The 13,215-nt window shown below is 72.0% G+C and carries 15 protein-coding genes; 6 read left to right on the plus strand and 9 right to left on the minus strand.

The genetic code is table 11. From position 1 onward, the window contains the following. Together htpG and ACQEUR_RS25365 are read right to left on the minus strand one after the other, a co-directional pair. Window positions 1-1,021 (minus strand): molecular chaperone HtpG (gene htpG, locus ACQEUR_RS25360; protein WP_433035968.1); only part of this gene is annotated, 1,021 nt, incomplete at its 3' end. A gap of 119 nt (window positions 1,022-1,140) precedes the next feature. After that, the gene (locus ACQEUR_RS25365; RefSeq protein ID WP_433035971.1) at window positions 1,141-1,587 is read right to left on the minus strand and encodes an SRPBCC family protein; all 447 of its coding nucleotides are present in this window, start codon (window positions 1,585-1,587) and stop codon (window positions 1,141-1,143) included. Window positions 1,588-1,636: 49 nt separating this feature from the next. Here ACQEUR_RS25365 and ACQEUR_RS25370 point away from each other — a divergent pair, with 49 nt between their 5' ends. Then, a complete protein-coding gene (locus ACQEUR_RS25370; RefSeq protein ID WP_433035974.1) occupies window positions 1,637-2,194 on the plus strand; it encodes a TetR/AcrR family transcriptional regulator in 558 nt (185 codons plus the stop codon). An 86-nt stretch (window positions 2,195-2,280) separates the two neighbouring features. Here ACQEUR_RS25370 and ACQEUR_RS25375 read toward each other — a convergent pair whose 3' ends face one another. Continuing rightward, window positions 2,281-4,059 carry an MSCRAMM family protein gene (locus ACQEUR_RS25375; RefSeq protein ID WP_433035977.1) on the minus strand — a complete coding sequence of 593 codons (1,779 nt, stop codon included), beginning with the start codon at window positions 4,057-4,059 and terminating at the stop codon, window positions 2,281-2,283. Between the two features lie 554 nt (window positions 4,060-4,613). On the opposite strand from ACQEUR_RS25375, the gene ACQEUR_RS25380 reads away from it, so the two are divergent. Both ACQEUR_RS25380 and ACQEUR_RS25385 read left to right on the plus strand, forming a co-directional pair. Beyond that, complete coding sequence (locus ACQEUR_RS25380) at window positions 4,614-4,772, plus strand: hypothetical protein (protein WP_433035980.1); 159 nt, start codon at window positions 4,614-4,616, stop codon at window positions 4,770-4,772. Continuing rightward, a complete protein-coding gene (locus ACQEUR_RS25385; RefSeq protein ID WP_433035983.1) occupies window positions 4,772-6,124 on the plus strand; it encodes a glycosyltransferase in 1,353 nt (450 codons plus the stop codon). The genes ACQEUR_RS25380 and ACQEUR_RS25385 overlap by 1 nt, the downstream gene beginning before the upstream one ends. Before the next feature lie 67 nt (window positions 6,125-6,191). Here the strand turns inward: ACQEUR_RS25385 and ACQEUR_RS25390 are convergent, their stop codons facing one another. Together ACQEUR_RS25390 and ACQEUR_RS25395 are read right to left on the minus strand one after the other, a co-directional pair. Beyond that, entirely contained in the window at window positions 6,192-7,481 is a 1,290-nt protein-coding gene (locus tag ACQEUR_RS25390; RefSeq protein ID WP_433035986.1) for an alpha/beta hydrolase family protein, read from the minus strand. Between the two features lie 100 nt (window positions 7,482-7,581). Then, window positions 7,582-8,031 (minus strand): hypothetical protein, encoded by a 450-nt coding sequence (locus ACQEUR_RS25395; RefSeq protein WP_433035989.1) that lies wholly within the window; start codon window positions 8,029-8,031, stop codon window positions 7,582-7,584. 68 nt (window positions 8,032-8,099) lie between these two features. Here ACQEUR_RS25395 and ACQEUR_RS25400 point away from each other — a divergent pair, with 68 nt between their 5' ends. Continuing rightward, window positions 8,100-8,507, plus strand: a complete 408-nt coding sequence (locus ACQEUR_RS25400; protein ID WP_433035992.1) for a DNA polymerase ligase N-terminal domain-containing protein — start codon at window positions 8,100-8,102, stop codon at window positions 8,505-8,507. 67 nt (window positions 8,508-8,574) lie between these two features. On the opposite strand, the gene ACQEUR_RS25405 is transcribed toward ACQEUR_RS25400, so the two are convergent. Both ACQEUR_RS25405 and ACQEUR_RS25410 read right to left on the minus strand, forming a co-directional pair. Continuing rightward, a complete protein-coding gene (locus ACQEUR_RS25405) occupies window positions 8,575-8,805 on the minus strand; it encodes a hypothetical protein (protein ID WP_433035995.1) in 231 nt (76 codons plus the stop codon). Window positions 8,806-9,148: 343 nt separating this feature from the next. Then, window positions 9,149-9,889, minus strand: a complete 741-nt coding sequence (locus ACQEUR_RS25410) for a D-Ala-D-Ala carboxypeptidase family metallohydrolase (RefSeq protein ID WP_433035998.1) — start codon at window positions 9,887-9,889, stop codon at window positions 9,149-9,151. Window positions 9,890-10,246: 357 nt separating this feature from the next. On the opposite strand from ACQEUR_RS25410, the gene ACQEUR_RS25415 reads away from it, so the two are divergent. Next, window positions 10,247-10,528, plus strand: coding sequence for an FmdB family zinc ribbon protein (locus ACQEUR_RS25415; protein ID WP_433036001.1), 282 nt, complete (start codon window positions 10,247-10,249; stop codon window positions 10,526-10,528). An 18-nt stretch (window positions 10,529-10,546) separates the two neighbouring features. Next, window positions 10,547-11,800: a formamidase gene (fmdA, locus tag ACQEUR_RS25420; RefSeq protein ID WP_433036004.1), complete on the plus strand. Its 1,254-nt coding sequence runs from the start codon at window positions 10,547-10,549 to the stop codon at window positions 11,798-11,800. A 36-nt stretch (window positions 11,801-11,836) separates the two neighbouring features. Here the strand turns inward: fmdA and ACQEUR_RS25425 are convergent, their stop codons facing one another. Both ACQEUR_RS25425 and ACQEUR_RS25430 read right to left on the minus strand, forming a co-directional pair. Next, the gene (locus ACQEUR_RS25425) at window positions 11,837-12,304 is read right to left on the minus strand and encodes a hypothetical protein (RefSeq protein WP_433036007.1); all 468 of its coding nucleotides are present in this window, start codon (window positions 12,302-12,304) and stop codon (window positions 11,837-11,839) included. A 127-nt stretch (window positions 12,305-12,431) separates the two neighbouring features. Further along, a partial coding sequence (locus tag ACQEUR_RS25430) for a tetratricopeptide repeat protein (protein ID WP_433036010.1) occupies window positions 12,432-13,215 on the minus strand: 784 nt, incomplete at its 5' end.

A 13,215-nucleotide genomic window follows, 5' to 3' on the forward strand; every position in this document is an offset into this window, starting at 1 on the left:
TGTTCAGCGACAGGTCCTGGGCGTCGACCACACCCTTGACGAAGCGCAGGTACTCCGGCATGAGCTCGCGGCAGTCGTCCATGATGAAGACCCGCTTGACGTACAACTGCACGCCGCGCTTGGCCGACCGCATGAACAGGTCGTACGGCGCCTGGGACGGGATGAAGAGCAGGCTCTCGTACTCGAACGTGCCCTCCGCCTTCATGTGGATGATTTCCAGCGGGTCGTTCCAGTCGTGGCTCAGGTGCCGGTAGAACTCCTTGTACTCGTCCTCCTTGACGTCGTCCCGGGCGCGCGCCCAGAGCGCCTTCATGGAGTTGAGCGTCTCGACCTCGGAGCTGGTCTTCCCGTCGTTGTCGGTGCGCTCGACGGCCATCCGGATCGGCCAGGCGATGAAGTCGGAGTAGCGCTTGACGATCTCGCGGATCTTCCATTCGGCGGTGTAGTCGAAGAGCTGGTCGTCGGTGTCCTCCGGCCGCAGGTGCACGGTGACCGAGGTGCCCTGCGGGGCGTCGTCGACCGACTCGATCTCGTACGTGGCGCCGCCGCCGGACTCCCATCGGGTGCCGCCGGTCTCGCCGGCCCGGCGGGTCAGCAGGGTGACCTTGTCGGCCACCATGAAGCTGGCGTAGAAACCGACCCCGAACTGCCCGATCAGCTCCTGCGAGCCGACCGTGTCCTTCGAGTCCCTGATCTTCTGCAGCATCTCGGCGGTGCCGGACTTGGCGATGGTGCCGATGAGCGTGACGACCTCGTCGCGGGTCATCCCGATGCCGTTGTCCCGGACGGTGAGCGTGCGCCGTTCCTTGTCCACCTCGATGTCGATGTGCAGGTCCGAGGTGTCGACCGGCAGCTCCTTGTCGAGGAGCGACTCCAGCCGAAGCTTGTCCAGCGCGTCCGAGGCGTTCGAGATCAGCTCACGCAGGAAGATGTCCTTGTTCGAATAGATCGAATGGACCATCAACTGCAGGAGCTGACGCGCCTCGGCCTGGAATTCCAGGGTTTCGACCCCGCTGCTCATGTGACTTCTCCCGAAGACAATTCTTCCCGACGGACGGGGCGTCCGGGCGCGTACCAGCCGCGCGTCGCCCCGCGCCATAGTAATTGAACCGCCACCGCCGGCCGGAACGCCGGCACTCCTCAGCCCGGTGGCGGGGACCCGGTCGCCCGGGCGGCCAGGCCCTGGGCGCAGTCGCGGATGAACCGGGTGAGGGCGCGGCGGTAGATCCAGCCGGTGCCGGGGACCCGGGCCCGGAACGAGGAGCGCCAGCGGATCAGGGTGCCCTCGCCGTCCGGGGTCAGGTCGACGTCGGCCCGGTAGTCGCGCAGCGGCAGGCCGGAGAGGAGTTGGTAGCTGAACCGCCGGCCGGGCACCCGTTCGGCGACCCGCTCCCGGCTGGTGACCCGGCCGGTCCGGAAGACCCGGATCGCGCCGACTCCCTCCGGCTCGTCCGCGGCGGGCCGCTCCAGGGCGAAGGAGCCCAGCGGGGACCAGGTCGGCCAGGTCGCGCCGTCGGTCAGCAGGGCGTAGACGGTGGCCGGGGCGGCGGCGGTACGGACCGTGACGTCGATGTCCTGGCGTGCCACCGGGCCACCTCCACTTCCTGTACCACCTGGTACATGTACCGTATGGTACATGGCGTCGGAGTCGCGGGAACTGCTGCTCTCCCGGGCCGTGGAGCACATCGCCGGCCACGGGGTCACCGGGCTGAGCCTGCGGTCCCTGGCGGCCGGCATCGGCACCAGCCACCGGATGCTCATCTACCACTTCGGCTCGAAGGACGGGCTGCTCGTCGCGGTGGTCCGCACGGTCGAGGAGCGGCAGCGGGAGGCGTTGGCCACCCTCGAACTCGATCCGGCCGGCTCGCTCGCGGACACGATCCGCGCCATCTGGCGCCGGCTGGCGGATCCGACGCTGTGGCCGTACGAGCGATTGTTCTTCGAGGTGTACGGCCAGGCGCTACAGGGCCGACCCGGGACCAGCGCGCTGCTGGAGGGTGTGGTCGACCACTGGCTGGACCTCAACGTCGAACTGGGCGCCCGGCGGGGCATGCCCGCCGAGGCCGCCCGGACCCATGCCCGGCTCGGGCTCGCGGTCATCCGTGGGCTGCTGCTCGACCTGCTCGCCACCGGCGACCGGGCCGGCACCGACGCCGCGCTGGAGGCGTTCGCCGCGTCCTACCGGGACGCGTGAGGAGCCGGCCCGGTCGCCGGCGGACGACCTGACCGGACGGGCCCGCCAGCCGGCGGGGCTGGCGGGCCCGGGGTTCCGCGGGTGGGTTACGAGGCCGGGATGGTGATCGCGACGCCGGTGACGGCACCACCGGCGGTGGTGCGCAGCCGGGTCGGGTACTCCACCATGTCCTCGCCGACGCTGTAGAACAGCCGAACCTCCTGCGTGTTGAAGCCCCGCAACACGAACGTGCCGTCGGCGCGGGCGCTCGTGCCGACCGCCGCGTAGTCCCCGGTCGCCGCGTCCCGGGCGACGACGGTCACGCACTGGGCGCACCCGCCGGCCGGCACCGTCACGGTCCCGCTCACCGTGCCCGTGGCCGGAAGCGACACGTCCAGATCGGTGGTCTGACCCGCCACCACCTGCACCGGGGTCGCGGACGCACGGTTGACCCCGCCGCCGGACCAGGCCCAGGCGTGCTGGCTGTCGAAGACCGGGAAGGCGAGCTTCCACCGGTACGGCCCGAGCGCGCGGATCGCGTACCGGCCGTCGTCGGAGGTGCACTCGCCGGTCGGGTTCCCGCCGTACGAGTCGGCCGGCCCGGTCGGGGACGGACAGACGCTGGGCACTCCGGCCCGGGTGGCGGCGTCGGTGACGGTGCCGCTCACCGTGCCCGCGCCGTCCAACCTGACCGTCACCTCGATCCGGTCGCCCGGAGCGGGCTGGAAGACCTTGGCCAGTGCCGGGTCTCCGGTGCCGCCTCCGGTGGTGGACACCCACTGCGCGCCGTGCGCACCGTCGTAGGGCGCCACGAAGAGCCGGAAGTGTTCCTCCGCGAACAGCGGCTTCAGCTCGACCTCGCTCCCGCAGTGGCTGCTGTCACCGATGTCGGTGCCGACCGGGTCGGCCAGGATCAGGCACGCCCCGTCGACCGGATCGCCCGAGACCGCGTCCACGAAGTCGACGTGCAGGCTGACCGCCTTCTCCAGCCGTACGGTAGCGGTGGTGGTCGCGCCCTCGGTGACCGTCGCGGCGGCGAAGTGGCCGTTGACGTAGACCTCGTCGGGGTGGTAGCCGCCGCCCGAGTACTCGCCGACGGGAAGGTCCCGCAGCACCGCCCGGCCCTTCGCGTCGGTGCACGTCCGGTACCAGGAGAGCGGCCCGTCCTGGGGGTAGAAACAGTAGCCGGCGACCGGGGCGCGGGTCAGCGCGTCCACCGCCCTGATGGTCAGGTTTCCCACCGGGGGGCGGGTCAGGTCGACGGTCGTCGTCGCGTCCGGGTTGACCGTGAACTCGGTCGCGTCGTACTCCGACTCGACGCCGCCGTACCAGAGCACGTGGCCGGAGGGCAGCCGGAACAGCATGGTGTAGTCCGGCCCCGTCTCGACGTCCGCGAAGCTGAAGCGGCCCGTCGCGTCCGTCCCGGTGTTGCGCACCGAATTGCCGTTGCGCCACAGCTCGACGAAGACGTCGGCGATCCCCGCCCCCTGCTGGGACACGACCCGGCCGGCCACCGAACCGTGCTGGATGGGCATGATCTTGACCTGGAGGGTGGCGGGCGCGCCGACCACGTCGGCCTCCCACCGGTTCTGGTGGCCGTGGAGCCACTGCTCCAGATAGCCGTTCGCCATCACCTGCACGACGTAGTCGCCGGAGGCGTCCGGGAAGGCGAAACCACCGTCCGCGTCGCTGTTGACGAAGTTCCAGCCCGAGCCGTCCTGATGCTGGATGACGATCCCCGCACCGGGCACCGGCGCGCCGGTGAGCTGGTTGGTGACCGTACCGCTCAACCCGGCGTCGGCCGCGAGGGCCGGGGCGGCGGGAATCACTCCCAGCAGCCCGGCCAGGACCGCCGCGCCCCACACGCGCAGCATCGTATTCCGCATGCTTCCCCCGTTTCCGCCACCCGAGGTGGCCGCCGTCCCGCGTCGGCCAGAACCTCGTCGCCCGGCTTGATCACCTGCGGCGAAGGTATCAACGGCGGCCAAGGTGTCCCGGCGCTCTCTCCGCGCGCACGGCGGGCACCGGCGCCGCCCGTCCGCGCGGGCCGCGGACCGCCGTACCGCCCCGGCAGGCGGTTCGCCGACCACCGGAGCGCGGCCTTCGGCGTGCTCACGTGCCCGTCCGGTGGAGGCACCCGCCGGGCGGCCCGGTGCCCGCTCCGCGCCGGGCGGTTCCCCGAGTGCGCCGAGGTCCGGCTCCGCCATCGGCCCCGGGCCGGGATTCCCTGTCCGAGTGGTCCGCGAAGTCAAGCAGAACGTCGGGCTCTCGGCCGCGCCCGCCGCCACCTCGGGACGCCGCCTTCCCGGATCGGCCACAGCCACGGTTCCAGATCAACTTGCTATCGATGGAGACGAATATAGGATATGCCTTCGAGATTGATGTATAACGATATCTGTCCCTGTTCGCCCCGAAGATCGGGTAATCGGAAGGATGATCGATGTACGAGGAGGAACTGCCCCTTACCGGCGCCGTCCTGGCCGCCGGTGGGGCCACCTTCGACACCTGGTGGATCGCCATCGCCGGCGTGACCCTGGTCGTCACGGCGACCACCCTCGTCCGGTTGGCGCGTCGGGTCCGGCCGCCCGCACGACGCTGATGACCCAGCACCGGACCCCCACCGGACGCAGCCGCCTCGTCGTCGTCGCCTTCCTGGCCCTGACCGCGGTGGCACTCGTGCAGTGGCGGGAGGTTCCCGCCACTGTCCGGTGGTACGGCCTGGCCGTCTTCACCCTGCTCAGCATCAAACTCATGGCGAGCGTGGTCGCCCGCGCCTACGTCGCCACCGCCGACGGACTACGGGGTCTCGACCGGCTCTACGTGGCGACGGTGGTGCCGGTGCACAACGAGGACCCGAAGACCTTCCGCCGCGCCCTGGAGGCCCTGCTGGCGCAGACCCGTCCCCCGGACGCGATCGTCGTCGTCGACGACGCGTCCGAGAGCACGGCCTGCCGCGACCTGGCCCGGAGTTACACGGAGGCGTTCGCGGCCGTCGGCACCGAACTGCGCGTCATCCGGTTCGACACCAACCGCGGGAAGCGCCTCGGGATCGCCGAGGTCGTCCGCACCTTCGACCAGGCCGACGTGTACCTCGGCGTGGACTCCGACACCGTGCTGCACCCCAGCGCCGTACGCAACGGGCTGATGCCCTTCTCCGACCCACGGGTACGCGCCGTCACCGGCCTGGTGCTGGCGCTCAACGCCGGCAGCAACCTGCTCACCCGACTCATCGACGTCCGCTACGCCAACGCCTTCCTCTACGAACGCTCCGCCTACAGCTCAGTCGGATCGGTGCTCTGCGCCTGCGGCTCGCTGGCCTTCTACCACGGCCCGACGCTGCGCACCTACCTCGACGACTTCCTCTCCCAGACGTTCCTGGGCCGGCCCGCCACCTACGGCGACGACCGGCGGCTCACCAACTACTGCCTCACCGAGGGCACCGTGGTCCTCCAGCCGACCGCCCTCGCCTGGACCCTCGTACCGGAACGGCTGGGACACTTCATCCGGCAGCAGACCCGCTGGAACAAGTCGTTCTTCCGGGAATCGATCTGGGTGCTGGCGAACATGCGGCTGCGCAAGCCCGCGACCTGGCTGGCCGGCATCGAGCTGACCAGTTGGCTGGTCTTCACCGCCGTGCTGCTCTGGGCGCTCCTGGTGATGCCCTGGATCGTCGGACCCGGGATATGGATCAGCTACCTGACGGCGATCTGCCTGCTGAGCTACGTCCGGAGCATCCGGTACATCGACATGCCCGGACCGCACGGCCGGTCGATCCGGCAACGCCTCGTCGGCTTCGCGCTGTCGCCGCTCTACGGACTCCTGCACGTCTTCCTGCTCCTTCCGCTGCGCTTCTACTCCCTGGCGACGCTGCGCGACAACGGCTGGGGAACGCGAAACGCGGTGGAGGTCGGCGAGGCACCAGCCGAGCCGGTCCACGCCGGCGCCGGGTAGGCCGCCAACGGGCAGCGACGGGTGGTCGGCGGGGCGACGATGTCCCCGCCGGCCACCCGCCGGAGCCTCAGGGTCGGACGAAGGTGACGTCCGGGTGCCGGGGCGACGGGTTCCTCAGCAGGTGCTGGGGCCGGCCCTGCAGGTGCTGGTCGAAGAACGCGGTCAGGTACGCCCGCAGCGAGGCGACGATCCGCTTCGGGTCGACGGTGCCGACCGAGCCCGCCACCGCACCGTCCGGCAGGTCGAACGCCGCGTCGAGCTGCGGCAGCAGCGCCTGGTGGTCGGCGAACGTGAAGTGTTCACCGTCGGGGAGGTACAGGTCCAGCTTCCATCCCGTGGAGTTCGCCCAGAACATGGCCCAGTCCCGGGCGTCCCGGTGGTGGTGCGGCGCGTCGTCGGCGATACCGGCGCCCATCAGCAGGAACGGCCGGTCCAGGCCACGCGACACGACGTCGCCGAAGTCCTCGGCCGAGAAGCTGTACGCCATGCTGCCGTCCAGGTTGGCGCCGGCGTCGAGACGCCGGTCGACCAGCATCGTCTCCGCGGCGGTGAAGCCCCCGGCCGAGTGGCCGAACATCCCGATGCGGTGCGGGTCGATCCCGGCCCCGAGACCGCGGGGCAGGGTCCGACGCTCGGCGTCGGGGTTGCCGCCGGAGGCGAGGACGCTGAGCTGGTCGAGGACGAACCGGGTGTCCTGGATCCGGGTCTCCAGCAGGGCGTGCTTGAGCGCGGTCGGGTCGAGGTCGGGCATGCGCTGCGTCTCGATCCGGCCACCGGGGAACTCGACCTCCGGCGCCTCGTACGTGTGGTCCACGGTCACCACCACGTAGCCCTGGCTGGCGAGTTCCTCGACCAGGACGGTGCCGTTGGCCCGGGGGACACCCCCGCCGGGCGAGAAGACCACGACCGGATGGCCGCCGCGCCGCCCCCGCACGGGCGCGCCGGTCCGGGCGTGGGTGCTCATCCCGGTCCAGTCGACCTGACCGGCGGCCAGCCCGAGTTCCGCTTCCGTGCGCGCACCGAAGCGTCGGGCCGCCAGCGGCGGGAAGTAGGGCGCCCGGGGGCCGTGCCCGGTGGACGCCGCCGGGTACCAGAGGCTGACCATCAGCTCCCGCGACCGCCCGGGAACCCACTCGTCGGGACGGTCGGGGTCGACCAGGTGCAGTTCGGTGGTGCCGATCGGGTACGGGCCGGTCGGCTCCGGCAGGCTCAGCCGCAGTGGCGGCGGGGCGGGCGGATTCGGCGCGGGCGCGGGTACGCCGGTGCCGGCGAGCGCGGCCGGCACGGCGGCTGCCGTCGACCCCACCACCAGCACCGCGAGCCCGCCCAGCATCAGGCGTCGGGTAAGTGTTCGCATGGGTGAAGACTCGCGTCTCGACGTGCCCCGGCACATCTGTCGAAAGTGGCCAGCCCGACCCGGAGAAACGTCAGGGCCCGGCGGTGCAGCCCCGACAGGGTCAGTTGAACCGGGTGGCGGAGTGTTCGAGCGCGATCAGCTCGTCGCGGACCCCGGTGCCGAGTTCCTGGGCCTCGCCGGTCGCCTCGTCCTCCAGCCGCAGCCGGCAGGTGACGTCCACCGGCAGTTCCCGCTCCCCGCCGACCGGCCGCAGCCGTACCGAGATGGCGAAGGAGCTCGGCTGGATCTCCGTGGCGCTCGCCGTGACGACCACCTCGGTCGGCCGGCCCAGCTCGGCGCCGCAGGGCAGCCGGCCGGTGCGGTGCCGCAGCACCAGACCGGCCCGCTCCCGCCGCCGGCCCAGCACCGGGCAGTGCTCCAGGTAGGCCGTCCACGCGGCGTCGACCCAGCGCTGCACCGCCTCGTCCGTGACGTCCCCGTCGGCGGTCCGGTCCCGCTCCTCGACCGCGTACTCGTGCAGCACGAGCCAGCGGGTCATGATGCCGGTCATGGCCAGCAGGCTACGGCAGTACGCGCCGGAACCGGCCGTGGCGGCGGGACCCGTGGTAGACCTGGGGCATGGCCGGCGAGGCGGGGTCCGCTGGAGGCGACCGGGCGGCGGCAACCCCGCGCCGGCCCGCCTTCGTGCTGCACGAGCACCGGCGCCCGACGCACCACTTCGACCTGCGGTTGGAGGAGGACGGCGTACTGCGGTCCTGGGCGCTCCCCCGCGGCCTGCCCGTCGACCCGTCGCGCAACCGGCTCGCCGTCGCGGTGCCCGACCACGCCCTGGACCATCTCCGCTACACGGACGCGGACAAGTCGATCGCGGACCTGGGCTGGTGGGAGGAGCACGACCGCAACGAGCGGCGGCTGCTCTTCACGCTGCACGGCCGGGGCGCACCCCGGCGGTACGCGCTGATCCGGACGAGCGAGAACTGGCTGCTGCACCAGACGAAGGACCAGCCGGCGGCACCACGGGGCTGAGTGGTGCCGCCGACGGAACGGGCCGGCGGCACCGGCCACCGGCCCTCCCGTCGTCCTGGCGATCCGGTCAGGGCAGGCAGAGCACCAGTTCGGCGCTGAGCACCCGGTGGTGGGCCACCCGGAACACCTGCGGTGCCGTACCCGAGCACGGCACGTACGGGCCGTCGAAGTTGAGCCCGCCGTCGGAGACGTTGTAGCTGAGGTAGATGTCCTGTCCGCCCAGCACCGGCACGTTGAACTGGCCGTCCCGCATCCAGGTGTTCCCGATGATGTCGCCGGTGACGCTGTTGTGCAGCAACAGGTGCCCCGACTCCAGCGGCCAGCCGGTCTGGTCCTCGAAGGTCCCCCGGGCCCGGGTACCGGTCCGCAGCGCGATGTCGTAGCCGGTGGTGCCGCCGGCCTTGACCGTGATCGCGGTCGCGTTGTGCCGGTTGGGTCCCCCGCCGGACCACTGCGCCGGCCGGACCCTCCCGGGCGATCGGCCGTGGTCGTCCGGTGTGGACGACCTCGACGACCGGCGCCCGCGCCCCGCCGGTGGTCACACCGATCACCATGCCGTCGACGCGGGCGGGCGCGTCCACCGCCGGAGGACGCGGAGACGCCGGCGCCCATCCGGCAGGGGTGGGCGCCGGCGCGTCAGCTCAGGAGACTCCGCAGGAACTCGCCGACCAGGTACGGCTCGACTTGTGCGCGACGTGGGTGTGGTCGCTGTGCCCGGGGTAGCCCGGACCGAGGATCTCCCGCCAGCCGTGGTTACGGGCCTGCTGGGCGAGGGTGCAGAGGCTGTGCGGACCGGCCCCGAGGTCGACGGCGTCGCCGTAGAGGTGCCGGCTGGAGGCCGACCCGCCGACCGCGTTGTTGCAGGCGTGGCTGCGGAAGGCGCTGGTGACCCGGATCTGCTGGTCGCCGAGGGCGTGCCGCATGGCCTGGAGTTTCCACATGTTCACCAGGGCGTTCGCCCGGGCCGTCGCGGCCGAGACCGCCCCGCCGGACCAGTCGGAGTTGCAGTCGTTGAGTTCGGAGTAGGCGAAGTTGACCGGTGTGCAGTCGTCGTCCTGGAGGGCGTAGATGCGGTTGAACGTCTGCGTCCCGGCGATGCCGTCCGCGCCCAGCCCGTACGCCTGCTGGAAGCGGGTGACCGCCGCGCGGGTACCCGGGCCGAAGGCGCCGTCGATGGTGAGCACGGCGTTGTAGCCGGGGTAGCCGGCGACGCGGATCTGGAGCTGCCGGACGTCCTCCCCGGACATCCCCTCCGAGAGCTGCCGGTTCCAGGTGTAGCAGCCGTCGGCGTGCGCGGGGGCGGCGCTCGTCACGGTGGCCACGAGGGTCGCCGCGGCGGCGAGGGTGAGCGCCGCGACGAGTCTGACGGTACGTCTGAACAAGGGGTCCTCCATACCGATGGGGGTAAATATCGACGAGAATGGCGGCCCGGCCGGGTGCTGTCAATATCCGTCAGTGACCTTGTGCGGCATGGCGGTTTTTTTCATCTCCCGGCGTCCTGCCGTTCACCCGCACGGCGGCCGGCTGTCCGCGCCGGTGCCCCACCCGACACCGGTGCTGGCCGACGGGGCCGGGGCGGCCCGGCGCGCGCCACAGCCGGCACTCCGGTCCCACCGCTCACGAGTTGCCGGGTTGGCCTGCGGGCCGCCGTGACCAGGGCCGATTCTTGGCATGACCGCTAGCGGCGCCGGCCCGCCCGTCAGCCGGGTGCGAGACGGTCCGACGGAAGGGAGAGCGCCGTGCCGACGTACGGGTATCGATGCGCGCGGGACGGCACGTTCGACCTGGTCTTCCCGATCGGGTGCGCCCCGGCGGCCGCCGGGTGCCCGGTCTGCGCCGGGGAGGGCGCCCGGGTCTTCTCCGCGCCGCTGCTCGCCGCCACCCCGCGTCCGCTGGTCGGCGCCCTCGACCGGGCCGCCCGCAGCGCCGAGACCCCGGAGGTGGTCTCCCGGATCCCCGGGCGGCGGCCCGCCCGCCCCCGGCCGACCCATCCGGCCCACGCCCGCCTGCCCCGACCCTGACCGCGCGAGGGAGCGACCGTGCCCGAGGTGCTGTTTCCGCTGGACTCCGCGAAGAGCTTCACCGAGCAGGAGTTGACCGGCCACAACCGCTGGCATCCCGACATCCCGCCGGTGGCGCAGGTACGCCCCGGCCAGACGTTCCGGGTGCACTGCCGGGAGTGGTTCGACGGCGCGATCCACAACGACGACTCCGCCGAGGACGTCCGGGACGCGCCGCTGGCGATCGTGCACGCGCTCAGCGGCCCGTTCGCGGTACGCGGCGCCGAGCCGGGCGACCTGCTCGTGGTGGACATCCTGGACGTCGGTCCCATCCCACAGGAGGACTCCGGTCCGCTGGCCGGTCAGGGCTGGGGCTACACCGGCATCTTCCCCACCGGAAACGGCGGCGGATTCCTCACCGAACAGTTCCCCGACGCGTACAAGGCGATCTGGGACTTCAGCGGGCAGCGGGCGACCTCGCGGCACATCCCGGGGGTCGGCTTCACCGGGATGATCCACCCCGGGCTGATGGGCACCGCCCCCTCGGCGGAACTGCTGGCCCGGTGGAACGACCGGGAGGGGGCGCTGCGGGCCACCGACCCGGACCGGGTACCGCCGCTGTCCCTGCCGCCGCTGCCGGACGGGGCGATCCTCGGCTCGCTCACCGGCGCGGACTTCGACCGGGTGGCGGCGGAGGCGGCCCGGACCGCCCCGCCCCGGGAGAACGGCGGCAACCAGGACATCAAGAACATGACCAAGGGGACCCGGGTCTTCTATCCGGTCTACGTGCCCGGCGGCAACCTGTCCGTGGGCGACCTGCACTTCTCGCAGGGCGATGGGGAGATCACCTTCTGCGGCGCGATCGAGATGGGCGGCTTCGTCGACCTGCACGTGGACCTGATCAAGGACGGGATGACCACGTACGGGGTGTCGGAGAACGCGATCTTCCTGCCCGGGAACGTCGCACCGCAGTACTGCCGGTGGCTGGCCTTCTCCGGCATCTCGGTCGGGCTGGACGGCCGGCAGCGCTACCTGGACTCGCAGCTGGCGTTCCAGCGCGCCTGCCTGCACGCCATCGACTACCTGACGAAGTTCGGCTACACGCCCGAGCAGGCGTACCTGATCCTCGGCGCCGCCCCGATCGAGGGGCGCTTCTCCGGGGTGGTGGACATCCCGAACTCCTGCGCCACCGTCTACCTCCCGACCGAGATCTTCGACGTCGACGTACGGCCGTCGGCGGGCGGGCCGGCCCGGATCGACCCGGGCCGGGGTGCCCCGAAGGCCACCTTCTGACCCGCCCACCACCCCCCGTCGACGGCCGCCCACGGATCAGCCGTCGAGGCTGATGATCTCGGCGGACTGGCAGTTGTACGGCGTTCCGTTCGGGCCGTTCACGGAACAGACCTTCAGCCCCACCACGTCACGCGCCCGGACGGTGCTCGGCGGGAAAGGATCCCAGAGGACCGCCGCGTCGGTGCCGTTGCCGTTGTACCTCTCACCGAGCAGGATCCCGTTGAGCCACGCCCAGCCCTTCACGCCGTCGCCGTCCGCGCACCAGTCCTCGAGGCTCAGGTAGTCGTCGTTGTTCCCGCCACCCGGCGCGCCCGGGCCGTAGTCGATGAACTGGAGGTAGCCGGCGATCAGATCCCGGTCCTCGCAGAGGCTCGGGGTCTTCGTCGTCACCGCAAATCCGTCGTCGGCCGCGGCGGCCGGTGCGGCGGCCCCGACCAGCCCCACGGTCGCCACGGCGGCGACCGTGACCAGTCGGGACACCAGTGCGTGCTTCCCACCGCGCATGGAACATCTCCTCACTGTCCGCCGCCGGGTCCACCGACGGGCCCGGCTCGTCCGGTGCGTCGATGCTGGCAGCGCAGAAGTCCTGGCCGGGCCATCCTGACCGTCCATGGACGACCCTGGACGGCGGCTAGGACTCGTACTGGAGCGGCAGCGGCGGGTCGGGCGAGGGTTGGCCGAGGAGCCGTTCCAGTTCGCCGTCGGTGAGCTGCCCGCAGCCGTGCAGGATCCGCAGCGACCGGTGCCAGTGCGACCGGGCCACCTCCGGCTCACCCAGGTCCCGCCACGCGTTGCCGAGCCCCCAGAGCTGACGGGCCTCGCCGAGACGGCTGCCGGTCTCGCGCATCACACGCAGGCTCTCCGCGTACCGCTCGACCGCGTCGCGGGCTCGCCCGGCCAGCCGGGTCGTGTCGGCGATGTGCCCCATCGCCATCGCCAGCCGGTACCGGTCACCGAGCGTCCGGAACGCGTCGACGGCCTGCCCGAGCACTCCGATCGCCCGTTCCCAGTCACCGAGGCGTTGGTACACGTGGCCGAGGTTGCCCAGCGCCCGGGCCGCCCGGTTGGGGTCGTCCGTCAGACGGAACAGGGCCAGGCTCCGCTCGTGGCACCGGATCGCCTCCCGCAGCTCACCACGGCGTCGGGCGATCAGCCCCAGGTTGTTCAACGCCCGGCCAACACTGTTGTCGTCACCGAGTTCCTCCCACAGCCGCAGGGCGAGCCGGAGCTCCGCCTCGCTGGCGTCGAGCCGGTCCGTCATCCCGTACGTGACGCCGAGGTGGTTGTGCGCCCGTGCCTGCAGGTCATGGTCCCGCACTGTCCGAGCGGCCTGCACCGCGCCGGCGCCGAGGTGGATCAGCTCCGCGTACCGGTCGCGCATCCACAGCGGCGCGTGGGCCGCGAGCGCCAGCCAG

Origin of the sequence: Plantactinospora sp. CA-290183 (assembly GCF_050936375.1) — a bacterium.
Lineage (GTDB): Bacteria > Actinomycetota > Actinomycetes > Mycobacteriales > Micromonosporaceae > Plantactinospora.

Coding starts and splice junctions, on each gene's coding strand:
- ACQEUR_RS25370 (WP_433035974.1), top strand. CDS start 1,637: ATGGCGTCGGAGTCGCGGGAACTGCTGCTCTCCCGGGCCGTGGAGCAC.
- ACQEUR_RS25375 (WP_433035977.1), bottom strand. CDS start 4,059: ATGCGGAATACGATGCTGCGCGTGTGGGGCGCGGCGGTCCTGGCCGGG.
- ACQEUR_RS25380 (WP_433035980.1), top strand. CDS start 4,614: ATGTACGAGGAGGAACTGCCCCTTACCGGCGCCGTCCTGGCCGCCGGT.
- ACQEUR_RS25385 (WP_433035983.1), top strand. CDS start 4,772: ATGACCCAGCACCGGACCCCCACCGGACGCAGCCGCCTCGTCGTCGTC.
- ACQEUR_RS25390 (WP_433035986.1), bottom strand. CDS start 7,481: ATGCGAACACTTACCCGACGCCTGATGCTGGGCGGGCTCGCGGTGCTG.
- ACQEUR_RS25395 (WP_433035989.1), bottom strand. CDS start 8,031: ATGACCGGCATCATGACCCGCTGGCTCGTGCTGCACGAGTACGCGGTC.
- ACQEUR_RS25400 (WP_433035992.1), top strand. CDS start 8,100: ATGGCCGGCGAGGCGGGGTCCGCTGGAGGCGACCGGGCGGCGGCAACC.
- ACQEUR_RS25425 (WP_433036007.1), bottom strand. CDS start 12,304: ATGCGCGGTGGGAAGCACGCACTGGTGTCCCGACTGGTCACGGTCGCC.